25 protein-coding genes are annotated in these 25,847 nt (G+C 72.8%); 13 read left to right on the top strand and 12 right to left on the bottom strand.

Features of this window, described 5'->3' with window-relative positions:
• Positions 1 to 414, bottom strand: a complete 414-nt coding sequence (locus tag ACSNN7_RS12285) for a hypothetical protein (RefSeq protein ID WP_436680865.1) — start codon at positions 412 to 414, stop codon at positions 1 to 3.
• A 234-nt stretch (positions 415 to 648) separates the two neighbouring features.
• Here ACSNN7_RS12285 and ACSNN7_RS12280 point away from each other — a divergent pair, with 234 nt between their 5' ends.
• Positions 649 to 2,010, top strand: coding sequence for a hypothetical protein (locus tag ACSNN7_RS12280; RefSeq protein WP_436680864.1), 1,362 nt, complete (start codon positions 649 to 651; stop codon positions 2,008 to 2,010).
• Positions 2,011 to 2,194: 184 nt separating this feature from the next.
• Positions 2,195 to 3,565 (top strand): hypothetical protein, encoded by a 1,371-nt coding sequence (locus ACSNN7_RS12275; RefSeq protein ID WP_436680863.1) that lies wholly within the window; start codon positions 2,195 to 2,197, stop codon positions 3,563 to 3,565.
• A 182-nt stretch (positions 3,566 to 3,747) separates the two neighbouring features.
• Here the strand turns inward: ACSNN7_RS12275 and ACSNN7_RS12270 are convergent, their stop codons facing one another.
• From ACSNN7_RS12270 to ACSNN7_RS12250, 5 genes are all read right to left on the bottom strand, one after another.
• Positions 3,748 to 4,404, bottom strand: a complete 657-nt coding sequence (locus tag ACSNN7_RS12270; protein WP_436680862.1) for a DUF5701 family protein — start codon at positions 4,402 to 4,404, stop codon at positions 3,748 to 3,750.
• 63 nt (positions 4,405 to 4,467) lie between these two features.
• Entirely contained in the window at positions 4,468 to 5,238 is a 771-nt protein-coding gene (locus ACSNN7_RS12265) for a LytR/AlgR family response regulator transcription factor (protein WP_436680861.1), read from the bottom strand.
• Complete coding sequence (locus ACSNN7_RS12260) at positions 5,235 to 6,458, bottom strand: sensor histidine kinase (protein ID WP_436680860.1); 1,224 nt, start codon at positions 6,456 to 6,458, stop codon at positions 5,235 to 5,237. The genes ACSNN7_RS12265 and ACSNN7_RS12260 overlap by 4 nt, the downstream gene beginning before the upstream one ends.
• Positions 6,459 to 6,525: 67 nt before the next feature.
• The gene (locus ACSNN7_RS12255; RefSeq protein WP_436680880.1) at positions 6,526 to 8,097 is read right to left on the bottom strand and encodes a sugar transferase; all 1,572 of its coding nucleotides are present in this window, start codon (positions 8,095 to 8,097) and stop codon (positions 6,526 to 6,528) included.
• A gap of 268 nt (positions 8,098 to 8,365) precedes the next feature.
• Complete coding sequence (locus tag ACSNN7_RS12250) at positions 8,366 to 9,226, bottom strand: Fpg/Nei family DNA glycosylase (protein ID WP_436680859.1); 861 nt, start codon at positions 9,224 to 9,226, stop codon at positions 8,366 to 8,368.
• A gap of 135 nt (positions 9,227 to 9,361) precedes the next feature.
• Here ACSNN7_RS12250 and ACSNN7_RS12245 point away from each other — a divergent pair, with 135 nt between their 5' ends.
• The gene (locus ACSNN7_RS12245; RefSeq protein ID WP_436680858.1) at positions 9,362 to 10,618 is read left to right on the top strand and encodes a glycosyltransferase; all 1,257 of its coding nucleotides are present in this window, start codon (positions 9,362 to 9,364) and stop codon (positions 10,616 to 10,618) included.
• 55 nt (positions 10,619 to 10,673) lie between these two features.
• Here the strand turns inward: ACSNN7_RS12245 and ACSNN7_RS12240 are convergent, their stop codons facing one another.
• From ACSNN7_RS12240 to ACSNN7_RS12225, 4 genes are all read right to left on the bottom strand, one after another.
• The gene (locus ACSNN7_RS12240; RefSeq protein ID WP_436680857.1) at positions 10,674 to 11,396 is read right to left on the bottom strand and encodes a CDP-alcohol phosphatidyltransferase family protein; all 723 of its coding nucleotides are present in this window, start codon (positions 11,394 to 11,396) and stop codon (positions 10,674 to 10,676) included.
• Positions 11,371 to 12,438, bottom strand: a complete 1,068-nt coding sequence (locus tag ACSNN7_RS12235) for an iron-containing alcohol dehydrogenase family protein (protein WP_436680856.1) — start codon at positions 12,436 to 12,438, stop codon at positions 11,371 to 11,373. The genes ACSNN7_RS12240 and ACSNN7_RS12235 overlap by 26 nt, the downstream gene beginning before the upstream one ends.
• A complete protein-coding gene (locus tag ACSNN7_RS12230; RefSeq protein ID WP_436680855.1) occupies positions 12,426 to 13,157 on the bottom strand; it encodes a sugar phosphate nucleotidyltransferase in 732 nt (243 codons plus the stop codon). Before ACSNN7_RS12230 ends, ACSNN7_RS12235 begins: the two co-directional genes overlap by 13 nt.
• A 68-nt stretch (positions 13,158 to 13,225) precedes the next feature.
• Positions 13,226 to 13,996 (bottom strand): hypothetical protein, encoded by a 771-nt coding sequence (locus ACSNN7_RS12225; protein ID WP_334453596.1) that lies wholly within the window; start codon positions 13,994 to 13,996, stop codon positions 13,226 to 13,228.
• 321 nt (positions 13,997 to 14,317) lie between these two features.
• Between ACSNN7_RS12225 and ACSNN7_RS12220 the strand changes: the two genes are divergently transcribed.
• The 3 genes from ACSNN7_RS12220 to corA all read left to right on the top strand — a co-directional run bounded on the left by ACSNN7_RS12220 (position 14,318) and on the right by corA (position 17,557).
• Positions 14,318 to 14,707, top strand: a complete 390-nt coding sequence (locus tag ACSNN7_RS12220; RefSeq protein WP_436680854.1) for a CBS domain-containing protein — start codon at positions 14,318 to 14,320, stop codon at positions 14,705 to 14,707.
• A gap of 165 nt (positions 14,708 to 14,872) precedes the next feature.
• A complete protein-coding gene (locus tag ACSNN7_RS12215; RefSeq protein ID WP_334453591.1) occupies positions 14,873 to 15,967 on the top strand; it encodes a PLP-dependent aminotransferase family protein in 1,095 nt (364 codons plus the stop codon).
• Between the two features lie 441 nt (positions 15,968 to 16,408).
• Positions 16,409 to 17,557, top strand: coding sequence for a magnesium/cobalt transporter CorA (gene corA, locus ACSNN7_RS12210; protein WP_436680853.1), 1,149 nt, complete (start codon positions 16,409 to 16,411; stop codon positions 17,555 to 17,557).
• Positions 17,558 to 17,672: 115 nt separating this feature from the next.
• Here the strand turns inward: corA and ACSNN7_RS12205 are convergent, their stop codons facing one another.
• Positions 17,673 to 18,506: a hypothetical protein gene (locus ACSNN7_RS12205; RefSeq protein ID WP_436680852.1), complete on the bottom strand. Its 834-nt coding sequence runs from the start codon at positions 18,504 to 18,506 to the stop codon at positions 17,673 to 17,675.
• A gap of 84 nt (positions 18,507 to 18,590) precedes the next feature.
• Here ACSNN7_RS12205 and ACSNN7_RS12200 point away from each other — a divergent pair, with 84 nt between their 5' ends.
• Both ACSNN7_RS12200 and ACSNN7_RS12195 read left to right on the top strand, forming a co-directional pair.
• Entirely contained in the window at positions 18,591 to 19,121 is a 531-nt protein-coding gene (locus ACSNN7_RS12200; protein ID WP_334453586.1) for a peptidylprolyl isomerase, read from the top strand.
• 27 nt (positions 19,122 to 19,148) lie between these two features.
• Positions 19,149 to 20,096, top strand: coding sequence for a rhomboid family intramembrane serine protease (locus ACSNN7_RS12195; RefSeq protein ID WP_436680851.1), 948 nt, complete (start codon positions 19,149 to 19,151; stop codon positions 20,094 to 20,096).
• A gap of 8 nt (positions 20,097 to 20,104) precedes the next feature.
• On the opposite strand, the gene ACSNN7_RS12190 is transcribed toward ACSNN7_RS12195, so the two are convergent.
• Positions 20,105 to 20,536, bottom strand: coding sequence for a PH domain-containing protein (locus tag ACSNN7_RS12190; protein ID WP_436680850.1), 432 nt, complete (start codon positions 20,534 to 20,536; stop codon positions 20,105 to 20,107).
• 102 nt (positions 20,537 to 20,638) lie between these two features.
• Between ACSNN7_RS12190 and ACSNN7_RS12185 the strand changes: the two genes are divergently transcribed.
• The 5 genes from ACSNN7_RS12185 to ACSNN7_RS12165 all read left to right on the top strand — a co-directional run bounded on the left by ACSNN7_RS12185 (position 20,639) and on the right by ACSNN7_RS12165 (position 25,814).
• The gene (locus tag ACSNN7_RS12185) at positions 20,639 to 21,811 is read left to right on the top strand and encodes a thiolase family protein (RefSeq protein ID WP_436680849.1); all 1,173 of its coding nucleotides are present in this window, start codon (positions 20,639 to 20,641) and stop codon (positions 21,809 to 21,811) included.
• A gap of 199 nt (positions 21,812 to 22,010) precedes the next feature.
• A complete protein-coding gene (locus ACSNN7_RS12180; RefSeq protein ID WP_436680848.1) occupies positions 22,011 to 23,009 on the top strand; it encodes a phosphotransferase in 999 nt (332 codons plus the stop codon).
• A gap of 155 nt (positions 23,010 to 23,164) precedes the next feature.
• Entirely contained in the window at positions 23,165 to 24,085 is a 921-nt protein-coding gene (locus tag ACSNN7_RS12175) for a DUF1906 domain-containing protein (protein WP_436680847.1), read from the top strand.
• A 148-nt stretch (positions 24,086 to 24,233) separates the two neighbouring features.
• Positions 24,234 to 25,181 carry a DUF1906 domain-containing protein gene (locus tag ACSNN7_RS12170; RefSeq protein WP_436680846.1) on the top strand — a complete coding sequence of 316 codons (948 nt, stop codon included), beginning with the start codon at positions 24,234 to 24,236 and terminating at the stop codon, positions 25,179 to 25,181.
• Positions 25,182 to 25,301: 120 nt separating this feature from the next.
• Complete coding sequence (locus ACSNN7_RS12165; protein ID WP_436680845.1) at positions 25,302 to 25,814, top strand: hypothetical protein; 513 nt, start codon at positions 25,302 to 25,304, stop codon at positions 25,812 to 25,814.
• The last annotated feature ends 33 nt before the right edge of the window (positions 25,815 to 25,847 follow it).

The following is a 25,847-nucleotide window of genomic DNA, read 5'->3' as shown; positions in this document are numbered from 1 at the left end:
TCAGCGCTCCGGCCGCTGGACCAGGTCGGTGAAGTCCTGCTCGTTGCGTTCGGCCAGCCGCACGTACGCCCAGCCGATCGCGATCAGGAAGGGGAAGGAGGCCACCCCGAGCAGCAGCCACGGCAGGTTGACGCCGAGGACGGTGACCCGCCCGACGGCCGGCGCGATCGCGAACAACCAGGGCAGGCCGCCGAGCCCGATCAGCACCACCAGGCTCATCCGCAGCGCGAGCGCCAGTTGTGCCCGGACCAGGCCCCGGACCAGCGCCTCGCCGACCTGGGTCTGCTGGGCCAGCTCGGCGCGGGTGCGTTCGGCCCGGTTGTCCCGGCGGGACACCTCTGCCAGCACGATCCGCGCCCGCCGGGGTGGCGGTGGCACCCGGGGGGCCGGTACGGGGTCGTCGGCGGCGGTCACCTGGGCAGTCTCGCCTGCTGGACGTGGATGTCAAGAGCCGTCCACCGGGGCTGTGGACAACCTGTGGAGAACGCTTCACCCCTGTGGACAACGCGCGAGTCGAACATTAAGACGGCATTAAGTCTCCATACGTTCACCGCTTGTGTCGTGTCGAGGTATGTCCTTGCCGGTATTGATCCCGCCCCCTACGCTGAGGCGGCAATTCCCTGTTTCCTCTTCTTCCACGGGGTTTCTATGCGCAAATTCCGCACTCTGCTCGGCGCGACTCTCGCCGGCGCATGTGCAATCACGGCGGTCCCGGGCGTCGCCTCCGCCGCTCCCGCCGCGCCGCAGTCGTCGGCCGCGCTGGCCGGCGAGGCCACCGGCACCTACTACCCGCTCGCTCCGGCCCGTCTGATGGACACCCGCGCGGGCCTCGGTGCGCCGAAGGCGAAGATCGGCGCCCAGTCCAAGGTCGACCTCCAGGTCACCGGCCGCGGCGGTGTGCCCAGCACGGGTGTCGGATCCGTCGTGCTGAACGTGACCATCACCGGTGCGACGGCGAACAGCTTCGTCACCACCTATCCCGCCGGCGAGCCCCTGCCGAACGCCTCCTCCGTCAACTTCGCGAAGGGCTGGCTGGGCTCGAACAGCGTCACCGTCAAGGTCGGCGCGGGCGGCAAGATCTCCGTCTACAACCGCAACGGCGCCACCGACGTGGTCGTCGACGTCGTCGGCTGGTACGCGGACGACACCTCCGCCGCAGTTGCCGGCGGCCAGTACCACCCGTTCTACCCCTCCCGGATGTTCGACACCCGCGAGCCCGGTGAGGGCAAGCTGCCCGCCGGCGCGTGGATCGACTACGCCATCGACTTCGGCGAGGAGAACCAGAACCTGCGCTCGCTGGTGCTCAACGTCACCGTGGCGGCACCGGAGAAGGCCGGTTTCGTGACCGTCTGGTCGGGCTCGGGCAGCCGGCCGACCGCCTCGACGGTCAACTACGGTGCCGGCAAGGTCGTGCCGAACCTGACCTACGTGAAGCCGCGGCCCTGCACCGAGGCCTGGTGCGAGGGTGCTCCGGTCTTCCGGGTCTACACGTCGGCGACCACTCACGTGATCACCGATCTGGTCGGTGCCATGTTCGACACCACCGTCCCGTACGGCCTGCGGTTCCAGCCGATGAGCCCGACCCGGATCGTGGACAGCCGGATCAACCAGGGGATCAGCGGCCCGCTCGGCGCCGGTTCGGTCCGCAAGGTCACCACGCCGGCTGAACTGATCACCGATGCGACGTGGGCGCTGGCGATGAACGTCACCGCCGTGCAGCCGACCAGGAACACCGTCATCACGACGTGGCCGGCCGACTACGCCGACCGTCCCAAGCCGGACGCCAGCAACCTCAACCCGGCGGCGGGCCAGGTGGTCTCCGGTGGCGTGCTCACCGAGATCGGCCCGTACAAGGCGTTCAACGTGCACAACCACAGCGGGAGCGTCAACCTGGTCGCCGACGTGGTGGGCTCGTTCTACCTGCCGGAGGTGACGGCCGCCGCGGGTCGGACCGCGAAGCCGGCCGCGACCAGCCCGCAGGTCGACACGCACAGCCGGCGCCAGCCGTAACGGCACGACGGTAAGGGTGCCCGACCGAAAGTCGAGGCACCCTTACCGTCGGGCGAGCCATTCCGGAACCCTGGCCCCGATACGCGCCCGATAACCCTGTCGGGCACGCGCTCGACGACCTTGCGAGTGTCGATATCCGCTCGTAGTCTGGGCCCGCCCATACTCACTTACCCACGGGGTTTTTATGCGTAAATTCCGCACTCTGCTCGGCGCGACCCTCGCCGGGGCATGTGCACTGGCCGTGGTGCCGGGTACGGCGTCCGCGGCTCCCGCCGCCGCGCCGCAGCAGGCGACGGCGGATCTCGCCGACACGACAGGGGCCTACTACGAGGTCTCCCCGGCCCGTCTGATGGACACCCGCGAGGGCCTCGGCGCGCCGAAGGCGAAGATCGGCCCGCTGGGCAAGGTCGACCTCCAGGTCGCCGGCCGGGGTGGCGTACCGGCCGCCGGTGTCGGCGCCGTCGTGCTGAACGTGACCATCACCGGCCCGACCTCGGACAGCTTCGTCACCGCCTACCCGGCGGGCGAGACCCGGCCCGACGCCTCCTCGATCAACTTCGCCAAGGGCTGGCTGGGCTCCAACAACGTCACCGTGAAGCTCGGTGCGGACGGCAAGGTCTCCGTCTACAACCGCAACGGCTACACCGACGTGGTGGTCGACGTCGTCGGCTTCTACGCCAAGGACAACTCGATGACCAACCGCAACGGTGGTCAGTACGAGTGGTGGGCGCCGGAGCGCTCGTTCGACACCCGCAACGACCCCGAGGGCAAGCCGCCGGCCGGCACCATCCTGGAGTACGCGCTGGACTTCGGTCCGGATCGAAACCCGCACATGCGGACCCTGGTCTTCAACCTCACCGCGGTGGCGCCGGCGAGCGCCGGCTTCCTGACCGCGTGGTCGGGTGCCACCGCCAAGCCGACCGCCTCCACGGTGAACTACGGCGCCGGCAAGAACGTGCCGAACCTGGCGTTCGTGCAGACCACGCCGTGCACCGGCAGCGAGCCGTTCGAGTGGTGCACCCCGGGCTCGCGGAAGTTCAAGGTCTTCACCTCGGCCGCCGCGCACGTCCTGGTCGACATGGTCGGCGCGGTCGACGACGGCTTCTCGGAGAGTGGCATGCGCTTCGCGCCGATGAGCCCGACCCGGATCGTGGACAGCCGCACCAACCTGGGCATCAGCGGTGCCATCCCCGCCAACGGGACCCGTCGCGCCGTGGTTCCGGGCTACACCGACGGCACCGGCGTGGCGGTCATGAACGTGACCGCGGTGAAGCCGACCAACAACACGGTGATCACCGTGTGGCCGGCCGACATCGCGGAGGTCCCGAAGCCGAGCACCAGCAACCTGAACCCCTACGCCAACCAGGTCGTGTCCAACGCCGTGCTGGGCATCGTCGAGCCGACCGGGGCGTTCAACGTGCACAACCTGAGCGGCACCACGCACGTGGTGGCCGACATGGTGGGCAGGTTCTACTACCCGGTCGCCCCGGCGGCCACGCTCGCCGGTGACGCCGGCAAGAGCAAGCCTCAGGTCGTGGGTTCCTCCCACCGCTGAGCACCTGCACCATGAAGGGCGCCCCGGCCGACGGCCGGGGCGCCCTCTCCTTCCGCGGACAGGCGGTGGCCGTGACGCGGGCGGGGGCGTCCCGGCCGTGGCCGGGGCGCCCGCACCCGCGCGAAGAGCAGCCGGGCGCCTGCGGGCCGGTGCGGATGCGGTCCCGCACCGGCCCGCACCCGTCAGTCCAGGCCCATCCGCACGGGGCGGGCGGTGGCGGAGCCGAGCCAGGTGTGCGGGTTGCCGTACCAGCACCAGCCGAGCTTCGGCGCGCCCTGACTGATCCAGAGTGCCGGGACCCGCTTGTCCCCGCAGCGGGAGCCGACCAGCGAGAAGCACCGGTTGCTGGCCAGCGCGGCGGGGAAGTGGGTGATGAAGGCGATCCCCTCGTCGATGGTGAGCGGCAGCCGCTGCTGGGCGGTCATCCGCTCCATCGCGGCGGCCGGAGCCAGGTTGCGGAACTCCTCGCCCCGGTCGACGTCGAAGAGCAGGTACGCCGGCCCGGCCGGGGCCTCCAGCTCCTTGATCGGGTCGAACCTGGGCAGGTCGTCGACGGGGAAGTTCCGGTCGAGGATGCCGGTCTTGCGCTTGCCGGCCAACGTGGTGAGCGCCAGCCGGTCGGTCACCGGGACCAGGTCGCGGGTGGTCACCAGCAGGAACGGCACCCGGGCCTCGGTCGGCGCGGGCAGCCCGGCCGCTCCCGTGGTCGCGGCGTCCCGCAGCGGGGTCACCAGCTCCCGGAAGGCGGCTTCGGAAAGCCCGGCGAGGGCCGGGTAACCCAGGTGGACCAGCCCGTCGAGCTGGCGGTCGAACTCGGTGGCGGGGTCGAACACGGTCACGGTTGGCCTCCCGTTGTCGTATGGCCTACCGTACAGTGTACGGGCAGACGGGATTATTCCCGCTCAGCGATTCCAGTCCTGCTTGGCCGCGCGCACCAGCTTGTCCTTCAACTCCCGGGTGTGCCGGCGGCTCACCGGCAGCTCGGTGGAGTCGATCACCACCACGTACCCGGAGTTGACCAGGCGCAGCTCGGCGATCAGCTTCAGCTGCACCAGGTGTGAGCGGTGGATCCGGACGAAACCGGCGTCGGCCCAGCGCTCCGCGAGCGTCGCCAGCGACACCCGGACCAGGTGCGAGCCGTCGGCGGTGTGCAGCCGGGCGTAGTCGCCCTGCGCCTCCACCCAGCGCACCGCCGACCGGGGCAGCATCCGCGTCGTCCCGGCCAGCTCGATCGGAATGGTCGGATCCTCCTCCGCCCGCGCGAGGGCCGCCGGGTGCGACGGCACCACCCGGGAGCCGATCACCCGGCGCAGCGACTCGGCCAGCCGGTCGGCGCGTACCGGCTTGCGGACGTAGTCGGTGGCGCCCAGGTCGAAGGCGTCCACCGCGCCGTCGTCGTACGCGGTGACGAAGACGATCGCCGGCGGCCGGGCGAACCGCCGCAGCACCCGGGCCAGCTCCATGCCGTCCAGGCCGGGCATCCGGATGTCCAGGAAGACCACGTCGACGTCGGTGTCGCGGAGCACCCGCAGGGCCTCGGTGGCGTCGCCCGCCGTGTGCAGCCGGGCCACCCGGGGATCGGCCCGCAGGTGGTACGCCAGCTCGTCCAGCGCGGGCGGCTCGTCGTCCACCGCCAGCACCCGGAGGAAACCGGTCGCCGCGTTCCCGGTCACGATCCCGCCCGTACGCCGGGATGGAACTTCGGCACCCGCAGGCTCACTTTCGTACCCGAGCCGGGGCCGGTCTCGACGACCAGGCCGAACCGGTCCCCGAAGACCGACCGGAGCCGCTCGTCGACGTTGGAGAGGCCGACGTGCTGGCCTTGGTCGTCGGTCGGGTCGCTGCCGGCGCGGGCCAACTCCGCGATGCCCGCGGTCAGCGTGGCCGGATCCATCCCCACTCCGTCGTCCTCCACCGTGATGTGACACTCCGCGCCCGCGTCCCGGGCCTCGATGCTCACCATGCCGGTGCCGGGCTTGCGGGACAACCCGTGCCGCACGGCGTTCTCCACCAGCGGCTGCAGGCAGAGGAACGGCAGTGTCACCGGCAGCACCTCCGGGGCGATCTGTAACCGCACCTGCAACCGGTCGCCGAACCGGGCCCGCTCGATGGTCAGGTAGCGGTCGATCGAGCGCAGCTCCTCGGCCAGCGTGGTGAACTCGCCGTGCGCCCGGAACGAGTAGCGGGTGAACTCGGCGAACTCCAGGATCAGCTCCCGGGCCCGTCCCGGGTCGGTGCGGACGAACGAGCCGATCGCGGTCAGCGCGTTGTAGATGAAGTGCGGGCTGATCTGGGCGCGCAGCGCGCGGATCTCCGCCCGGGCCAGCCGCTCCCGGGACGAGTCCAGCTCGGCCAGGGCGAGCTGGTTGCCGGCCCAGTGCGCGGTCTCCAGGGTGGCCTGCACCAGCCCCGGGGCGGGCGGGGCGTCGGCGATCGCCACCAGCGCTCCGAGCACCCGGCCCTGCGCGCTCAGCGGCACCACCACCGCCCCGCGTACCGGGCAGTCGACGCGGTCGCAGTGCAGCTCCGACTCGCCCAGCACGGCCGACCGGCCCGCCTCTACCGCCCGCCGGGCCGCCGCGAGCAGCTGGTCGCCGTGGTGCGTGCCGCGCCCGTCGAGGGCGAGCAGCGTGTCCCGGTCGGTGAGCGCCAGCCCGGCCGCCCCCACCAGGGTCCGCAGATGGCGTACGGCCTTGGCCGCGCCCGCCGGGGTCAGCCCGGCGCGCAGCGGCTCGGCGGCCAGGCCGGCGGTGTGCAGGACCTCGTAGGTGGCCCGCTGGGTGGCGGTGGCGATGCCCCGGCGGCCGCGCAGCCGCAGCACCGCCCAGAGCGCGGCGGCGAGCGCCGTGACCAGCGAGACGACGCCGACGACGGCGGAGAGGTTGCCACCCACGCAGCGATCCTTGCCGCTGCGGGCCGCCACGCCAAGCCCCGGCCGGGCCTGGTTCGGCGCCGGACCGCTAGTACGCGCCCTTGCGGGCCAGCACCACGCCGACGGTCCGCCACAGGATGCTCAGGTCGTACGCCAGCGACCAGTTGTCGACGTAGTAGAGGTCCAGCCGGACCGCCTCGTCCCAGGAGAGGTCGGAGCGCCCGGAGACCTGCCACAGCCCGGTCATGCCCGGCCGGACCAGCAGCCGGCGCCGCACGTCGCCCAGGAAGTCGCCGTCGTCGGCGGGCAGCGGACGCGGCCCGACCAGCGACATCTCCCCCCAGAGCACGTTGATCAGCTGGGGCAGCTCGTCCAGCGAGGAGGCGCGCAGGAAGCGGCCCACCGGGAAGACCCGGGGGTCCTGCTTCATCTTGAACAGCATGCCGTCGGTCTCGTTCTGGTCGACCAGCCCGGCCAGCCGGTCCTCCGCGTCGACGTACATGGTGCGGAACTTCCAGACCCGGAAGGTACGGCCCTCGTGGCCCACCCGGGGCTGCCGGAAGAAGACCGGCCCGGGGTCGGAGATCCGGATCGCCAGGGCGATGGCCACGAAGACCGGCGCCAGCAGCAGCAGGCCCAGCCCGGCGGCGGCCCGGTCCATCAGGCTCTTCATCAACAGCGCCGGGCCCGACAGGGTCGGCTCCTCGACGTGCAGCAGTGGCAGGCCCTCGATCGGGCGGATGTGCACCCGCGGGCCGGCGATGTCGGTCAGCTGCGGGGCGACCACCAGGTCGACGCCGGAGCCCTCCAGCTGCCAGGCCAGCCGGCGCAGCTCGCCGGGCTCGGCGCTGGCCGACCCGCAGACCGCGATGGTGTCGCCGCCGACCTCGCGGACCAGGGCGAGGACGTCCCGGCCGGCGTACACCGGAACCGGGGTCTGGATGCCCCGGGCGGCGGCGTACCCGTCGGTGATGTGGATGGCGACCGGCACCAGGCCGGCGCCCGGGTTGCGGGTGACCGCGGTGTAGACCTCCAGGCACTCCGGCAGCGTGCCGACCAGCACCATCCGGTGCCCGGCGTGCCCGGCGCGACGGCGCACCGCGTGCAGCGTGAAGCGGGCGAGCAGCCGGCCGACCAGGACCAGCGTCAACGCCCCGAGCAGGGCGAAACCCACCGTCCAACGGGAGAGGTCGGTCTTCGTCGCGAACGCGAGGAAGGAGACCGTCGCGGCGACCGCGACCCCACCCCGGATCACCCGCTTGAACTCGTCCGGCCCGAGACCCATGTAACGCCGGTCGTAGGCCCGGTTGCCCCAGAGGATGACCAGCCAGCCGAGCGGGAGCAGGACGAACGCCACGGTGTGGAACCAGGTCGGGTCCTTCTCCGCCTCGTAGAAGCCGGCCGCCGCCTGGTCGAAGATCTGGATGGCCAGGAGGCTCGCCAGCGCCGCGGCGGCGAAGTCGAGCAGCAGCAGAGCGACGGTGTACGGCCGGTGCCAGCGCGACACCCGGCGACGGGCCCGCGCCCACGCCGATCGGGGCACGCCGTTGTGCGACGGCGGTGTCGGCGGCTGGATCTCGAAGCTGTCGACGTGCCGCACGAGTTTGCTCCGGCCTGTGTTGGTTACCGGGCGCTGGAGGCTTGTCGTCACCTCACCCATGTCCTCCCGCATGACACGTGCCGCTCACTCGCCGTGAGGGGCCCGAGTCGCCCACCGTTCCAGTCTCCCACGCTGCCAATGGGCCGGACGCTCCCCGGAGGGACATTGCGTCTGGTGTTGCCAGCAGGGATCCGGCCGACTCCACGTCAGTTTTCGAAGCCGGGGACCGAGCCACTATACCGATGGATGGCGGCCCCGGTAGAGGCGCGGACGGGCAGGTTCCACGCGCTGGGGACGATTCCTCTCCGTAATCATCGAGTGCAATTACTCACCGTACGAGGCGGGACAACCGACGGTCAGCGAGTGGCTTGCCGCCGGTCTGGCAGGTCGGGCAGTACTGCAGACTCGAATCGGCGAAGGACACCTCCCGCACGGTGTCGCCACAGACCGGGCAGGGCAGGCCGGTGCGGGCGTGCACCTTCAGCCCGGAGCGCTTCTCGCCCTTCAGCTCCGCCGCCCGCTGGCCCAGCGAGCGGCCGACCGCGTCGCCGAGCACCGCCCGGGTGGCCGTGTGCAGCGCGGCGACCTGGTCGTCGGTGAGCCGGTCGGTGATCGCGAACGGCGAGAGCTTCGCCGCGTGCAGGATCTCGTCGGAGTACGCGTTGCCGACGCCCGCGAGCACCGACTGGTCGGTCAGCACCCCCTTGACCTGCCCCCGCCGGCTGCGCAGCCGTTCACCGAAGGTCGCCAGGTCCGCGCCGAGGGCGTCCGGGCCCAGCTTCGCCACCCCGGGCACCTGCGCCGGGTCGGTCACCAGGTAGACCGCCAGCTTCTTCTGGGTGCCGGCCTCGGTCAGGTCGAAGCCGGAGCCGTCGTCGAGGCGGACCCGCAGGGCGACCGGACCCTTGCCGGGGCGCAGCGGAGCGGTCGACGGAAACGCCTCCCGGTAGTGCAGCCAGCCCGCCCGGGCCAGGTGCACCACCAGGTGCAGGCCGCCGTCGACGACCACGTCGAGGAACTTGCCGTGCCGGCCGGCGTCCACCACCGCCCGGCCCGACAGCGCCGAGGGCGCCGGGTCGTACGTCTTCAGGGCGTTGATCGCGGCGACCTCGACCCGGTCGATCCGCCGCCCCACCGCGCGCTCACGCAGGTAGCCTGCGAGCGCCTCCACCTCCGGTAGTTCGGGCACGTCCCAACGGTAGCCTTCTTTCCCGTGGGCGCGAGGAACGAGCTCACGACTCCCCGCCGTGAGCGCGAGGAGTGAACTCGCGCGCCCCCTGTCGCGAGCAGAGCGCGGCACAGTCGCGAACGAGAGGCGAGCTCCGTGAGAATCGTGGTGGCGCACAACCGGTACCGGGAGGCTCAGCCCTCCGGCGAGAACACCATGGTCGACTCGGAGATCGTCCAGCTCACCGAGGCCGGCGTCGAGGTGCTGCCGTTCATCCGCAGCTCGGACGAGATCCCGTCGATGTCCAAGGCGGCCAAGGCGCTGCTGCCGATCTCCCCGATCTGGGCCCCGCGCGCCCAGGAGGACCTCGGCCGGCTGCTCACCGAGCACCGCCCCGACGTGCTGCACCTGCACAACCCGTACCCGCTGATCTCGCCCTGGGTGGTGCGCACCGCGCACCGGCACGGCGTGCCGGTGGTGCAGACGGTGCACAACTACCGGCAGGTCTGCTCCTCCGGGATCTACTTCCGCGACGGGAAGATCTGCCAGGACTGCAAGGGCCGGGCGCTGGGCGTGCCCGCGATCGTGCACCGCTGCTACCGCAACTCCCGCGCGCAGAGCGCGCTGATGGCGACCACCCTGGCCGTGCACCGGGGCACCTGGCGCTCGGTCGACCGGTTCATCGCGCTGACCTCCGCGATCGCCGACCACCTGCGGGACTACGGCATCCCGGACGAGCGGATCGTGGTCAAGCCCAACGCCGTGCCGGACCCTGGGCGGCCGGCCCCGCTCGGCGACGGATTCCTCTACATGGCCCGGCTCACCCCGGAGAAGGGCCTCGACCTGCTGCTGGAGGCGTGGCGCCGGCACCCGGTCGGCGCGCTGGGCACGCTGCGCGTCGCCGGGGACGGCGAGCTGCGGCCACTGGTCGAGGCCGCCGCCGCGGAACGCCCCGACGTGGTCTACCTGGGCCAGCTGGACCGGGCCGGGGTACGCGCGGCGGTCGAGGCGAGCGCGGTGGTGATCGCCGCCTCCATGTGGCACGACGTCCTGCCGACCGTGATCATCGAGGCGCTGGCCAGTGGCCGGCCGGTGCTCGGCTCGGCGCTCGGCGGCATCCCGTACCTGGTCGGGGCGGACGGCCCCCGCGAACCCGCCGGCACCGGGCCGGCCGAGACCGCCTCCGCCGTCCCCGGCGCGGGCGTCGCGCCACTGCCCGCCGGCGTGGTCACCGGTACCGCCGGTTGGGTGGTGCCGCCGGAGCCCGCCGCGATGGCCGCCGCCCTCCCGGTCGCCCGGGCGAACGCCGCCGCGCTGTCGGCACCGGCCCGCCTCCGCTACGAGCAGACCTTCCACCCCGACGTGGTCACCAAGCGCCTCCTAGACATCTACACCTCCCTCACCCACCCCTGACCCCCCGCGTGCGGCCAGGGAAGGGGCGGTCGCCGGGGGCGGGGAAGGGGGTGGGTCAGCGGAGGGAGGCGCGGGCGGAGAAGGCGATGCTGGCGAGGAGGAAGCCGCCGTTGACGACGGTGAAGGCGATGATCACCCAGAAGGTCAGGGCCGGGGCGACCATCAGCACCAGCGCGGCCACGAAGATCACCGCGCCGTAGTCGCGGATCAGCTTCACCAGGCGTACCGGCAGCGAGGTGGAGGTGACCATGCTGGCGGCGTTCGGGCCGGACTGCATCACCGAGGTCACCAGGTTGACCATCCAGGTGCCGGCGAAGGCCGCCACCAGCCAGGTCGGCGTCTCCGGCCGCTGCGCCACGGCGGTCGCCGACAGGGCGGCCACCAGTGCGATCTGGGCGGCCACGTCGCAGAGCACGTCCACCCGGGCGCCCGCCGCGCTGCCCTGCCCGGTCACCCGGGCGAGCTGACCGTCGGCGCAGTCCAGCGCGTACGCGACCTGCCAGCCGACCAGCGCAACCAGCCCGACCACCCAGGCCGGTACGTCGCCCGCGGCGACCCGGTCGGCGAGCGCCACCACGGTCACCGAGGCGGCCAGGCCGAGCACCAGGTTGGTGATGGTCAGCGCGGTCGGGCGCAGCCCGAGACGCTGGGCGACCAGCGCGAACACCGCGCCCAGCCACTGGCTGACCGATTCGCTGAACAGGCCGCCACCCCGGTTGACCCGGTGGAAGTCGGCGACGGTGGGACGGGGCTCAACCACAGTGGTCGCGGATTGCACCGGCGTAGTCTGCCAGCCGCTCCCGCGTCTCGGAAGGCGACATCGCCAGGTGTTCGAGGATGGTGTAGCGGTCCGGCCGGGTACGCGGCGCGAACTGCACCGCCTCGACGAACTGGTCGTCGGTCAGCCCCACGTCGGCGGGGAGGCGGGGCAGCTGGTGGCGGGCCAGGCAGGCCGACATCTCCGCGAAGCGCCGCCGGTCGCCCCGCAGCCAGGTGCAGAACAGCGCCCCGAGCCCGGCGAGTTCACCGTGCGAGGCGGTGTCGGGGAAGAGCGCGTCGACGGCGTGCATGATCTCGTGGCAGCCACCGCTGGCCGGCCGGCTGGTGCCGCAGACCGCCATCGCCAGGCCGCTGGAGATCAGCGCCTCGGCGAGCACGGTGACGAAGGCGTCGTCGGCCATGTCGCCCGGGTGGTTGAGCACCGCCTCGGCGCCCATCCGGGCCAGCGAGGCGGCCAGCCCGTCCACCGGTTCCCCCCGGACTTGCCGGGCCAGCTCCCAGTCGGCCAGCGCGCTGATGTTGCTCACCGCGTCGCCGATGCCCGCCCGGTTGTGCCGTTCCGGGCCGCTCTCCACGAAGTCCAGGTCGACGATGACCGCGATCGGGATGTGCACCCCGTAGGAGCCCTTGATCCCCTCGCTGATCAGGCTGGCGACCGGGGAGGCGATCCCGTCGTTGGCCAGGCTGGTGGCCACGGTGACCATGGGAAGTCCGCGCCGGGTGGCCGCGTACTTGGCGACGTCTATCGTCTTGCCGCCGCCGATGCCGACGACCGCGTCGTACGAGCGGGCCCGGAGCTTGCCGCCCAGGTCGTCGGCGGAGTCGAGGGTGCCACCGGCGACGGTGAACACGTCCGCCGAGCGCAGCGACGGGCGGATCAACTCGGCGATCTGCTCGCCCTGGCCGGGCCCCACCACCACCGCCACGTCGCCACCGGCGGAGATCCGGCCGTCGGCGAGGATCGCGGCGAGGTCCGCCACCGCCCCCCGCCGCACGTCGATGTGCAGCGGGGTGAGCACCGTACGGGCTAGTAGCGGCACGCGATCTCCCGCGCCCGGGCGAGATCGGCGTGGTTGTCCACCTCGACCCAGGAGACGTCGCCGATCGGCGCCGCCCGCACCTCGCCGCCGCGGTCGGCGAACTCCTGGTAGCCGTCCTCGTAGTAGAGGTTGGGGTCACGCCGCCAGGTCGCCTCCAGGGCGTCGGCGAGCGCGTCGGCCACCTGCGGCTCGATCAGGGTCGCGCCGATGTACTCCCCGTACGCCTCGCCCGGGTCCATCAGCTTGGTGATCCGGGTGAGCTGGCCGGCGGCGTCGAAGGTGGTCTTCATCTCCTCCTCGGCCAGCGCCTTGATCGTGTCGACGGCCAGCAGGATGCCCGGGCCGCGCTCGGCGAGCAGGGTCTTCTCCACGCTCACCGGGTGCACGGTGTCGCCGTTGACCAGCAGCACGCCCCGGGCGAAGTACTCCCGCGCCAGCCAGAGCGAGTACGCGTTGTTCCACTCCTCGGCCTTGTCGTTGTGCACGAGGGTGAGCCGGACGCCGTAGCGCTGCTCCAGCGCCGCCTGCCGCTGGACGACCGCGTCGGCGGCGTACCCGACCACGATGACGATCTCGTTGAGCCCGACCTCGGCGAGGTTGCGCAGCGCGATGTCCAGGATGGTGGTCTCACCGTCCACCGGCACCAGCGCCTTGGGCAGGGTGTCGGTGTACGGGCGCAGTCGGCGCCCCGCACCGGCCGCGAGCACCATCCCGATCATGCGGGGTCCTCCCTCGTACGACTCCAGGTCACCGTGGAGGATAGCCCCGCGTGACGGTGGGCCCGTCGTCAACCGGGCAGGGCGGCCAGGTCGGCCAGCACCGCCAGCCGCTCCTCGGCGGTGAGCGCCGCGTACGGGCCGGCCGCCCGGCGGTCCGTCTCCAGCTCGATCGCCTGCCGTTCGGGCCCCTCGGGCAGCTCGCTGACGCTCGACGCGGTGTGCCCGGCGGCGGTCCAGGCGGCGGCGTGCGCGTCGGCCCGGTGGTAACGCAGCGTGCCGAGCCGGTTCAGCAGGAGCACCCCGGGCGGGGTGCCGTCCGGCTCGTACGGCGGGGCCATGGTGGCGAACGCCGGCCCCGGCTCGGCGTCCGGTTCCCCGGCGAGCAGCAGCGCGTACGCCAGCAGCCGCCCGAACGCCTCGGCCAGCCGCAGCACCCGGTCGTCGTGACCGGCCCACAGCTCCTCGGTGACCTCGCCGTGCACCTGGTAGATCTCGGTGAGGAAGTCGGCGCCACGCTCGGTGGCGGCGAAGCCGCCGTCCGGCCGGCGGACGATCATGCCGTGCGCCACCTGTTTGTCCAGGGCGCGCTGGCAGGTGGCCGGGTCCCGGTAGCGGGTGACGGCGGCGAAGCCCGCCCCGTCGACGGCGCCGCCCGGCGCGGCGAGCCGGGTACGGAACTCGACCAGGAAGCCGGTGGCGGCCGGCCCGCCGTACCGCTGGCTCAGTTCGGCGCCGCCGCCGTCGCGGCCGGCGAGCATGCCCGCGACGAAGGTCCGGTCGACCGCCGGGGCGACCAGCCCGGCGAACCGGTGCGGCGCCAGCTCGACGCCGGAGTTCACGAACGGGTCGACCGCAGCGCGGCGGCGAAGGCGGGCGGGCGGTCGTCCCGCGCGGTGGCGGCGCCCTCGCCCGGTCCCGGATGGCCGTCGATGATGTCCCAGGGTGTGGGAGAAAGGCTCCGCTCGGGAGGCCGGTGCCGGAGCGGGAGGCGGCCGTCGTGGTCGTCGTTCAGGGCGCCTGCGCAGCGGAGAGGGGCGGGGGGCACGCCTCGACAGTAGCGAGCGGGCGCCGCGCGCGCCGATGCCCGGTCTTGTCCCGATCTGCCACGTGGGCCCACCATGTGGGTACCGGGTGCCGCCGTCCCAAAGGGGTGATGCGTGATGCAGGTTCGGGAAGCCATGTCCAACCAGGTGCTCATGGTCGGTCCGGAGCACACGCTCCGGCAGGCCGCTCAGATGATGTCGGCCCGTCGGGTCGGCTCGGCGGTGGTGATCGACCCGGACTCCGAAGGGGTCGGCATCATGACCGAACGGGACGTGCTCAACGCGATCGGGGCCGGGCTGGACTGCGACGTGGAGCGGACCAGAGCGCACGTGAGCTGGGACGTCGTCTACGCCGGTCCGGACTGGACGGTGGAGGAGGCGGCTGCGGCCATGGCCCGGGGCGGGTTCCGCCACCTGGTGGTCCTCGACGGTCGGGAGGTGGCCGGGGTGATCTCCGTACGCGACCTCATGCGGGTCTGGTCGCAGCAGCGACTCGCGGTGGGCTGACCCCGGCCGGGGGTCGTCCGCAGCTGCTGCGGCGGCCCCCTGACCGGCCGGAACTCCGCGCCGACGAGAGTTCCGCTCGCGTCTGCCGGTCGATCATCTGCCCGCATGTTGAACTTGGCGTGTATGCCGGTCGGAGCGGGCGGGACAGGCCCTAGGCTCGTGCGCATGACCGCCGAGCAGCTGATCTCGTTCGCCCGTGGAGCTCCCTCGCTGGACATCGTGGATGTCGAGGGTCTCAAGGCAGCCGCCGTCCGTGCCTTCGACGCCGACCCCGCCGGAATCACGGCGTACGGCACCTCCGTCGGGTACCCGCCCCTGCGGAAGTGGATCGCCGAGAAGCACGGCGTCGAGGCGGATCAGGTGCTGATCACCAACGGCTCGCTCCAGGCGGACGCCTTCCTCTTCGACCACCTGGTGCGCCGGGGCGACGCGGTGGTGGTGGAGCGCCCCACGTACGACCGCACCCTGCTCAACCTGCAGCGGATGGGTGGCGAGATCCACGGCGTGTCGATCCAGCCGGACGGCCTGGACACCGCCGAGCTGCGCAAGCTGCTGGAGTCCGGGGTGCGGCCCCGGCTGGCGCACGTCATCCCGAACTATCAGAACCCGGCCGGCGTGACGCTTTCGCTGGAGAAGCGCCACGAACTGCTCGACCTGGCCGCCGAGTACGAGTTCACGATCTTCGAGGACGACCCGTACGCCGACATCCGGTTCCGGGGCGAGGCCCTGCCGTCGATGCTCTCGCTGGACACCCGCAACGTGGTGGTGCACGCCTCCAGCTTCACCAAGACGGTCTGCCCGGGCGTCCGGGTGGGCTACCTGGTCGGGCCGGCGGACCTGATCGCCGACATCGCCAAGAAGGCGACCAGTCTCTACATCTCGCCCGGCATGGTCTCCGAGGCGATCGTGCACCAGTTCTGCGTCTCGGGGGACATCGAGCGGTCGATCGAGACCGTGTCGACCGCCCTCGGCGAGCGCGCCCGGGTGCTCGCCGAGTCGCTGCGCCGGCACCTTCCCGAGGCCAGCTTCGTGGAGCCGGACGGGGGCTACTTCCTCTGGGTGGAGTTCCCGGCGGACGTGGACGTGGCCCGGCTCGCGCCGGCCGCCGCCGAGCGGGGCGTCGCCGTGGTCAAGGGCAGCGACTTCATGGTCGACGGCGGGCGGCACGCGCTCCGGCTGGCCTTCTCCGCCGTCACCGCGGACCGGATCGACGAGGGTGTCCGCCGGCTCGCGGAGGCCGTGGCGGCTGTCCGGGGCTGATATATCTGTCGGGTTCCCGACAATTTGGCGATGTCGGCCGGCTCGGGGCACCCCCCGGGCCGGCCGGCGGCTCACAATGCTGCGAGCGTCGCTCACCTGCCCATGCGCGCCGGGCCAACCGGCCGCGCCCCGGGTACGCGGGCGACGCCGCTGCGCATCACCCCCGCCCCCACCGGCGTCGGGTGGGCCGTGTCGCCCCTCACCCCCCTGAAACGCGGCGCGGCCCGCCCGGCGCCACCCCCTTGCCGTGATCTTGCTTGCCGGGCGACGTCCGGCCGGGCGGTGTGACCGGTGCGACAGGGCGGGCCGGCACCGCGGCCCGATGATCTCCATCGCGGGGGACGGCAGGTCGGCCGGCGACGGGCGGCCCCACCGGCGACGGGCCGCACGGCCGGCGGGGGCGTAGCCTGCAAGCCGCAGCAGCGTGGGGAGGGGGACGCCATGACGGACCGGGTCCAGCGGGAGCGGTCGACGAACCAGCAGGCCGGGCGGGTGCTCAGCCCTCGTGCCTGGGCGGCGCCGGTGCGCGCGATGTCCCGCATCCTCAACGCCGACGGCACCCCCCGCATCCCGGCGCCGGCGGAGCCGGAACGCAGCGGCGTGGTCGACTGCGGTCTCTACGTCGACGGGGAACGCCGCCCCGGTCAGTGGCACTACGCCGACGCGCTGGAGGCCGCCCGCCGGGAGCGCAACGGCTTCGTCTGGCTCGGGCTGCACGAGCCGGAGCTGGCCGAGATGACCGCCATCGCCGAGACGTACGGCCTGCACGAGCTGGCGGTCGAGGACGCGGTCAAGGCCCAGCAGCGCCCCAAGCTGGAGCGCTTCGGCGAGGTCAGCTTCCTGGTGCTGCGTACGGCCCGCTACTGCGAGCACGCCGAGCTGACCGAGAACTCAGAGGTGGTCGAGACCGGTCAGGTGATGCTCTTCATCGGGCCGAACTTCCTGATCAGCGTCCGGCACGGTGACGCCTGCCGGCTCGCCCCGGTCCGGGCCGACCTGGAGGCCAAGCGGGAGCTGCTGCGGCACGGCCCGTGGGCCGTGGCGTACGCGATCACCGACCGGGTGGTGGACCTCTACCTGGAGGTGGCCGACCAGCTGGAGGACGACCTGGACGTGCTCGAGGCCGACGTCTTCGACCGGCAGAGCACCGGCCGGATCCAGCGGATCTACCAGATGAAGCGCGAGCTGGTGGAGTTCAAGCGGGCGGTCAGCCCGCTGCAACGGCCGCTGCTGACCCTCACCGCGCAGGTCAACCGGGAGGTGCCGGAGGAGGTGCGGCGCTACTTCCGGGACGTGCTGGACCACCTCAGCCGCACCGTCGAGCAGGTCAACTCCTACGACGACCTGCTCAACTCGATCCTTCAGGCGCGCCTGGCGCAGGTCACCGTCGACCAGAACAACGACATGCGCAAGATCGCCGCCTGGGCCGCCATCGCGGCGGTCTGGACCGCGTTCGCCGGGGTCTACGGGATGAACTTCGAGAACATGCCCGAGCTGAAGTGGACGTACGGCTATCCGGGTGTGCTGGCCCTGATGCTCGCCATCTCGCTGGCGCTGTACCGCTGGTTCCGCCGCAACGGCTGGCTCTGACCCCGCCGACCTGCCCGGCCGCTAGCGGCCGACGGTGGCCGGCCGGTGCGTTGGCCGGCCCCGGACACGCCGGTGGCGCGGGAGTCGCCTCCCGCGCCACCGGCGATCAGCCTGCTCAGCGACGGCTGCTGGACTTGGCGCCGTTCTTGCCGAGCGCCTTGCCGAGGTCGTCCGCCGGTCGGCCGGAGACGTCCGTGGCACCTTCGGCGACCGAGGGCACCTTGTCGTTGGGGTGGATCACCGGCTGGGTCCCGGGGGTGGTGGTCGAGGCGCTGTCGCCGCCGGCCACCGCCGAGCTGCCCGCGCCGGTGGGGCCACCGGCCGTGCCGGCGCCGCTGGACATCGTGGACGAATCGGTCACCTTGCCTCCGTTCGCGGACGGCGTCTGCACGACCAGGGTGTCCACCTCGTCGCGGACGGTCTCGACGCCCTGAGTCGGGTCGTACTCGGCCCATTCCTGCTGCTCGCGGCGGCGGCGCATGGCCATCGCGCCGGCCACGCCGGCGACCGCGCCCGCGGCCAGCAGACCGGTCATCATTGACCCGCTCTTCTTCTGCTTCTTCTTCGCGGCCTTCAGGTTCTTGGCCTTCGCCTTCTTGTTCACCGCCGCCTGCTTGGCGGCGGCGGCCTTGCGGCCGGTCACGACCTTGCCCGCCGTCTGCGCCTGGGCGTTACGAACGGCCAGGGCCAGCGGCGCGAGCGCCGCGACCGTCGACGCGAAACCGCTGGACGCCCGGTCCCGCACGATGACGGCGGTCGGCGCGACGACGCCACGGGCCGCCTGGACCCGCGGCCCCACCGTGGCACCGGCACCCTTCGCCGCGTACGTGGCGGCCTGCCTCAGGTGACCGATGCCCTGGTTGAGCTCGGCCTTCGCGAGCTGCCCCTGGGTCTTGCGCCGCCCGATTCCAAACACGGTCCCACCTCCTGGGAGTTGTTCCTTCGTCATCCTCCACCTTCGGATGCCTCCGCACTGCCAGATCGGGCACATGGGAGGATCCGCATGGAACTGACCAACGAGTGAGGAGTACCCGTGGCCGAGGCTGTCTACGCCACCTTGCACACCAACGCTGGCCCGATTCGGCTGGAGCTCTTCGGAAACCACGCTCCGAAGACGGTCCGCAACTTCGTCGACCTGGCGGAGGGCAACAAGGAGTACACCGACCCGCGGACGGGTCAGCCGGGCAGCGGGCCGTACTACGACGGCACCATCTCGCACCGGGTGATCAGCGGCTTCATGATCCAGATGGGCGACCCGACCGGCACCGGCCGGGGCGGCCCGGGTTACAAGTTCGGTGACGAGTTCCACCCGGAGCTGCGCTTCGACCGGCCGTACCTGCTGGCGATGGCGAACGCCGGGCCGGGCACCAACGGCTCGCAGTTCTTCATCACGGTGTCGCCGACCCCGCACCTGAACAACCGGCACACCATCTTCGGCCAGGTCGCCGACGAGCAGTCGGCGAAGGTCGTGGACGCGATCGCGAACACCCCGACCGGCCCCAGCGACCGGCCGCTGCAGGACGTCGTGATCGAGCGGGTCGAGATCGAGCGCACCCCGGCCTGATCGCCCGGGCGAGGTACCTTTGCACGCATGACTGAACGCCCCGGGCCGGCCGGCGACGCCCCCGGTGGGCCGGTGCCGACCACTCCGGTCTGCTACCGCCACCCCGGCCGGGAGACGTACGTCCGCTGCACCCGCTGCGACCGGCCGATCTGTCCGGAGTGCATGCGGGAGGCCTCCGTCGGCCACCAGTGCCCGGAGTGCGTGAACGAAGGACGCCGCAGCGTACGGCCGGCGCGTACCGCCTTCGGTGGCGGTGCCGCCGGCCGGCGCGGCCTCGTCACCCGCACCCTGATCGCGCTGAACGTGCTGGCCATGGTGCTGTCGATCCTCAGCGACCGGGGCGGCGACGCGATGGTCGGCGGCTCCGGCCTCGGCGGGCTGCTCGGTGGCGGCACCCCGCTGACCCAGTGGGGCGCGGTGCTGAGCTACGCCCCCTACGTCGACTTCGGCCCGGCGCACGGCGTCGCGGCCGGCGAGTGGTACCGCCTGGTCACGGCGATGTTCCTGCACTACGGCCTGGTGCACCTGCTGCTGAACATGTGGGCGCTCTGGGTGCTCGGGCGTGACCTGGAGGCGCTGCTCGGGCCGCTGCGCTTTCTCACCCTCTATCTGGTCGCCGGGCTCGGCGGCAACGTCGCGGCCTACCTGTTCAGCGCCCCGCACGCGGCGTCGGCCGGCGCCTCGACGGCGATCTTCGGGCTCTTCGCCGCCGTCTTCGTGATCATGCGGCGGCTCGGCCGGGACACCTCGGCGATCGTGCCGATCCTGGTGATCAACCTGATCTTCACCTTCACCGTGCCGAACATCTCCATCCCGGGGCACCTCGGCGGCCTGGTCACCGGCGCGGCGATGGGCTGGGTGCTGGCGTACGCGCCGCGGATGCGCCGGTCGTTCTTCCAAGCCGCCGGCACCGCCGTGATCCTGGTGGCGCTGCTCGGCCTGGTGCTGGTCCGCACCGTCGCGCTGACCGGCTGAGCCGCTGCTCAGTGGGCGGCCCGCACCGCCCGCAGCGTCTCGGCCACCTCGTCCGGCGGGGCGCCCAGGTCGTACCGGCCGAAGAGGTGCAGCGACTCCCCCGCGTCGATCTCCAGGGTCTCGGTGGAGAGCCCGAGCCGGGTCCGCCGGTCCACCGTGATCGCCTCGACCACCTGCCACGGCAGGTGGCGGCGGCCGGCGTACCCCTGGACGACGGTGACCCCCGCCGGGTCGGCGGCGAGGCGGACCGGGGCGAGCAGGTCGCGCAGCGCCCAGCCGAGCAGACCGGCGGCGACCGCCACGGTCAGCGCCACCTGGACCGGGTCGCCGTCGGAGAGCAGCAGGCCGAGCGCCACCAGCGCGACCGCGCCGACCAGCTTCACCACCGGCAGGGCAGGTGGCACCCGCCACTGGTGGGATGGGGACGATGGAGACTGCACGGGTCCAGCATGCCAGCCGGACGCGGTCCGTTCCCGGGGGCGGACGACAGCGGTCTCCGGAGGACGTAGTATCGACCGCAGCCAGGTTACCGGGGAGTAGACATGAGTGACGCAGTCATCGTTGGCGCGGTACGGACCCCGGTCGGGCGGCGTAAGGGCAGCCTGGCCACCGTGCACCCGGTCGACCTCTCGGCGCACGTGCTGCGCGCCCTCGCCGAGCGCACCGGCATCGAGCCCGGCCAGGTCGACGACGTGGTCTGGGGCTGCGTGTCCCAGGTCGGCGAGCAGTCCTGGAACATCGCCCGCAACGGCGTGCTCGCCGCCGGTTGGCCCGAGTCGGTGCCCGGCACCACCCTGGACCGGCAGTGCGGGTCGAGCCAGCAGGCGCTGCACTTCGCCGCCGCCGCGGTCGCCTCCGGCCAGGCCGACCTGGTGGTCGCCGGTGGCGTCGAGTCGATGACCCGGGTGCCGATGGGCTCCAGCGTGGGCGGCGGGATGCCGTTCAGCGACCAGCTCCGCGACCGTTACCGGGGGGTGGAGGGCTTCGCCGACGACGAGCCGCTGCCGTTCAACCAGGGCGTGGGCGCCGAGCTGATCGCCGCGCGCTGGCGCTTTTCCCGTACCCAGCTCGACGAGTTCGCCCTGGCCAGCCACGAGAAGGCGGCCGCCGCGCAGGACGCCGGCGCGTTCGACCCCGAGCTGGCCCCGGTGGCGCTCGCCGACGGCGGCAAGTTCGCCGCCGACGAGGGCATCCGCCGCGACACCTCGCTGGAGAAGCTCGGCGAGCTGAAGACCCCGTTCCGCGCCGACGGTGTGGTCACCGCCGGGTCCGCGTCGCAGATCTCCGACGGCGCGGCCGCGCTCGCCGTCACCACCAGCGAGTGGGCCAGCCGGCACGGCCTGCGGCCGCTGGCCCGCATCCACACCGCCGTGGTCGCCGCCGACGACCCGGTCACCATGCTCACCGCGCCGATCCCGGCCACCGCGAAGGCGCTGCGCCGCGCGGGGCTGGGCATCGAGGAGATCGGGGTGTACGAGGTGAACGAGGCGTTCGCCCCGGTCCCGCTGGCCTGGCTGGCCGAGACCGAGGCGGACCCGGAGCGGCTCAACCCGCGCGGCGGCGCGATCGCCCTCGGCCACCCGCTCGGCGCCAGCGGCGCCCGGATCATGACGACGATGCTCCAGCACATGCGGGACAACGGCATCCGGTACGGCCTGCAGACCATGTGCGAAGGCGGCGGCATGGCCAACGCCACCATCGTCGAGTTGCTCTGACGCCCCCCGGCCACGCCCCGGCGCCCCGTGGGCGCCGGGTGGCCGACGGGTGGGCGCCGCGGTTTGCGGCGTGTCGGGCTGTCCGGCCGCGCTGACACCCCGACACGCCGCAAGTCGCGTCCGGCTCGGCTACCCGACGCAAGGGGCGCGGCCGGAGTACGCGTGACGGCGTGACCGGCGACGCCCTAGATTCCCCGGCGTGACGGAGACCTCGACGCCCCGGGCCGACTGGGCCGACCCGCACTGGCAGGCGTCCGCCCTGGACTGGGTGGCCGACCAGCTCGGCCGGCAGGGCCGCCGGGTGACCGGCCCGGTGCAACCCCGGGTCCGGCCCTGGTCCCTGGTGTGGCGGGTGCCCACCGACACCGGGGACGTCTGGTTCAAGGCCAACAACCCTGGCACCCGGCACGAGGCGGCGCTCCTGGCCGAGCTGGCCCGGCTCACCCCGGGCCGGGTGCTCGACCCGATCGCCGTGGACGCCGGGCGCGGCTGGTCGCTGCTGCCCGAAGGTGGCCCGAGCCTGCGGGACACCCTCGCCGCCGAGCCGGACCTGACCCGCTGGGAGCGGCTGCTGCCCGGGTACGCCGCGCTCCAGCTCGCCGTCGCGCCGCACGCGCAGCGGCTCCTCTCCCTCGGGGTGCCCGACCACCGCCCGCAGGAGCTGCCGCAGCGGTTCGCGGTGCTGCTGGACGACGAGGAGGCGCTGCTGCTCGGCGCGGAGGGCGGGCTGGACCCGGAGCTGCACGACCGGCTGCGGGCGTACCGGGGGGAGTTCGAGGCGCTCTGCCGGCGGCTGGCCGACGTCGGGGTGCCGCCGAGCATCCAGCACGACGACCTGCACGACGGCAACGTCTTCGTGGCCGCGGACGGGTACCGCTTCTTCGACTGGGGCGACGCCTCCGTCGCCCACCCCTTCGGCACGCTGCTGGTGACGCTCCGCTCGGTGGCGTACGCCGGTGAACTGGCCGCCGACGACCCGGCGCTGCTCCGGCTGCGGGACGCGTATCTGGAGGCGTGGACCGACCGGTACGACCGGGCCGCGCTGCGCGAGGCCGCCGCGCTGGCGATGCGGGTTACCACGGTCAGCCGGGCGCTCTCCTGGCAGCGCGCCCTGGTGACCCCCGACCCGGCCCGCGCCGAGTACGCCGAGGCGGTGCCCGGCTGGCTCGGGGAGCTGTTCGCGCCCCTGCCTGTCTGACCGTCGGCGCCGCCTTCGTGTCCGGCGACGGTCCGAAACGGATGCCGACGGGGTGGACAGCCGCGCGGCGGCCCGGCAGGATTCCCCCGGTCGGTGTCGAGCGCGTGCCTACGCCCGCTCCGCCGGCCGACGACCTTCACCAGAACGGGGAATCCGTGACGATCGCCTCCGCTCCGTCGGGTCTGCGGCGGGCCGCCCGCCGGCTGCTGACCGCCACCGTGGCCGGGATGCTTCTCGCCACCGCGGCGGTCGCCGCACCGAGCGAGCCGGCGCAGGCCGCGGGCTACAACGGACCGCACCCGGGCACCTTCACCGGGCTGGGCTTCGACGCCTGCACCGCGCCGACGGACGCCCAGATGACCGCCTGGCTCCAGTCGCCGTACCGGGCCGTCGGCGTCTACATCGGCGGGGTCAACCGGGGCTGCCCCCAGCCCAACCTGACCCGGGAGTGGGTGGCGAGCCAGCAGGCGAAGGGCTGGCGGCTCTTCCCGCTCTACGTCGGCCTCCAGGCGCCCTGCACGACGTACCTGCGGCGGATCGACCCGGCGCAGGCGGCGGCCCAGGGCCGGGCGGCGGCCGACGACGCGGCGACGAACGCCCACAACCTCGGCATCGTCCTGCAGAGCACCATCATCCTGGACATCGAGTACTACCACGCGGGCGACGCCGCCTGCTCGGCCGCGGTGCTCTCGTTCAGCAGCGCGTGGAGCGCCCGCCTGCACGACCACGGCTACCTCTCCGGTCTCTACACCAGCACCGCCGGGGGCGGTCTCCAGGACCACGTGGCCGCCCACGGGAGGCCGGGACACGTCTCTCCCGACATGGTGGACTTCGCCAACTGGGACGGCGTGAAGACGGTGTCCGACCCCACCATCCCGGCGAGGTACTGGGTGAAGCGGCGGATGAAGCAGTACCAGGGCGACCACGACGAGACGTGGGGCGGCGTCACGATCAACATCGACAGCAACTACCTCGACCTGGAGCTGGCACCGACGCGGTACAAGTCCAGGGTGGTGACGCCGACCCGGCCCACCACCCGGACGGTGCGGCCCGGGTCGGTGCGCTCCACCCGCTGACGCCGGCCCGTCCCGGCGCCCGTCCACCGACGACGCAGTGGACGGAGGCGGGGTGGACAGCCGCGGTGCCGGCCGGGCAGGATTCCCCGGTCGGTGTCGCCCGTCGATGCCCGCTCCGACGACCTCACACACGCAGAACGGGGAACCCGTGACGATCAGCTCCGCTCCGTCGGGTCTGCGGCGGGCCGTCCGCCGGCTGCTGACCGCCGCCGTGGCCGGGATGCTCCTCGCCACCGTCGGGGTGGGCGCCACCGGCCGCCCGGCTCGGGCCGCCGGCTACACCGGGCCGCATCCGGGCACCTTCACCGGGCTGGGCTTCGACACCTGCGCCGCGCCATCCGGCGCGACGATGACGGCCTGGTTGCAGTCGCCGTACCGGGCGATCGGGATCTACATCGGCGGGGTCAATCGGGGCTGTGCGCAGGCCAATCTCACCAAGGAGTGGGTGGCGAGCCAGCAGTCCAAGGGCTGGCGGTTCTTCCCGCTCTACGTCGGCCTCCAGGCGCCCTGCTCGACGTACGAGCGGCGGATCGACCCGGCGCAGGCGGCGGCGCAGGGGCGGGCGGCGGCCGACGACGCGGTGACCAAGGCCCGGGGCCTGGGCCTCCCGCAGCGGAGCACGATCATCCTGGACATGGAGCGCTACCCCTCGGGCAACGCGGCCTGCTCGACCGCGGTGCTGAAGTTCAGCAGCGCGTGGACCGCCCGCCTGCACGACCACGGCTATCTGTCCGGCCTGTACACCAACACCCGCTCCGCCGGTCTCCCGGACCACGTCGCCGCCTACACCCAGCCGGGCCACGTCCGGCCGGACGTCCTGGACTTCGCCAACTGGGACGGCGTGCAGACGACGTCGGACCCGGCCGTCCCGGCGACCCACTGGGCGCCGAAGCGGCGGATGAAGCAGTACCAGGGCGACCACCACGAGACCTGGGGCGGCGTCCGGATCAACATCGACAGCAACTACCTCGACCTCGATCTCGAGGTGCAGATGACCCGGTACCGGTCGGCCACCGTGACGCCGACTCGGCCCACGTCACGCGCGGCCGGGTTCGGTCCGTTCCGGTCGACCAGCAGGACCGTCTCGACCCGCTGACCCGAGCCTTTCTCGCGTCCGTCCGTCTAACGACGGACAGGCGGTGCGACGGGCGACGTGGAACTTCCAAAAGTCGGTAGTGACCCACGTCACCCCAGGTCAAGGCTCGTTGGGCAGGTCATGGACGTCTTCTCCCGAACGTTCCTCCCGGCCGCCGCCGAGACCGGCCTGGCGGTCCAGACCGTGAGCCGGCACATGCCGATCTTCCGGCAGTGCGTCGGCTCCGGCGACGCCACCATCCTGGTCGCCCGGTGCGGCCGACCCGACCGGCCGGTGGCCGGCGAATACCTCCTCCTGCTGACCCACCGCCGGCTGGTGGTCACCCAGCAGACCCGGGTGCTGCACCGGCTCCGCCTGCACCTCAACACCGAGCTGCGCGAGCTGAGCAACGTCACCTGGAGCCCCGACCCGCGCGCCCAGTCCGTCGAGCTGGCCGCCACCGCGATCGACGGGGTCCGCGAGCGGTTCGTCATCCACACCCAGCACCCGAAGCAGGTGTGGCAGCTCGACACGCTGCTCAACCACGCGTTCCGCACCCGGCTGCGCACGCCGAAGGAGCGGGTCGTGGCCACCATCGGCGAGGTGCCCGCCACCGCCGGCGGCCCGACGCTGCGCCCTGTACCGGCCCGCTGAAGAGCATCCTTACCTGACCCGAACACGGCCACA

Origin of the sequence: Micromonospora sp. URMC 105, from assembly GCF_051386295.1 — a bacterium.
Classification (GTDB): domain Bacteria; phylum Actinomycetota; class Actinomycetes; order Mycobacteriales; family Micromonosporaceae; genus Micromonospora.
This window is presented reverse-complemented; position numbering and strand designations above follow the sequence as displayed.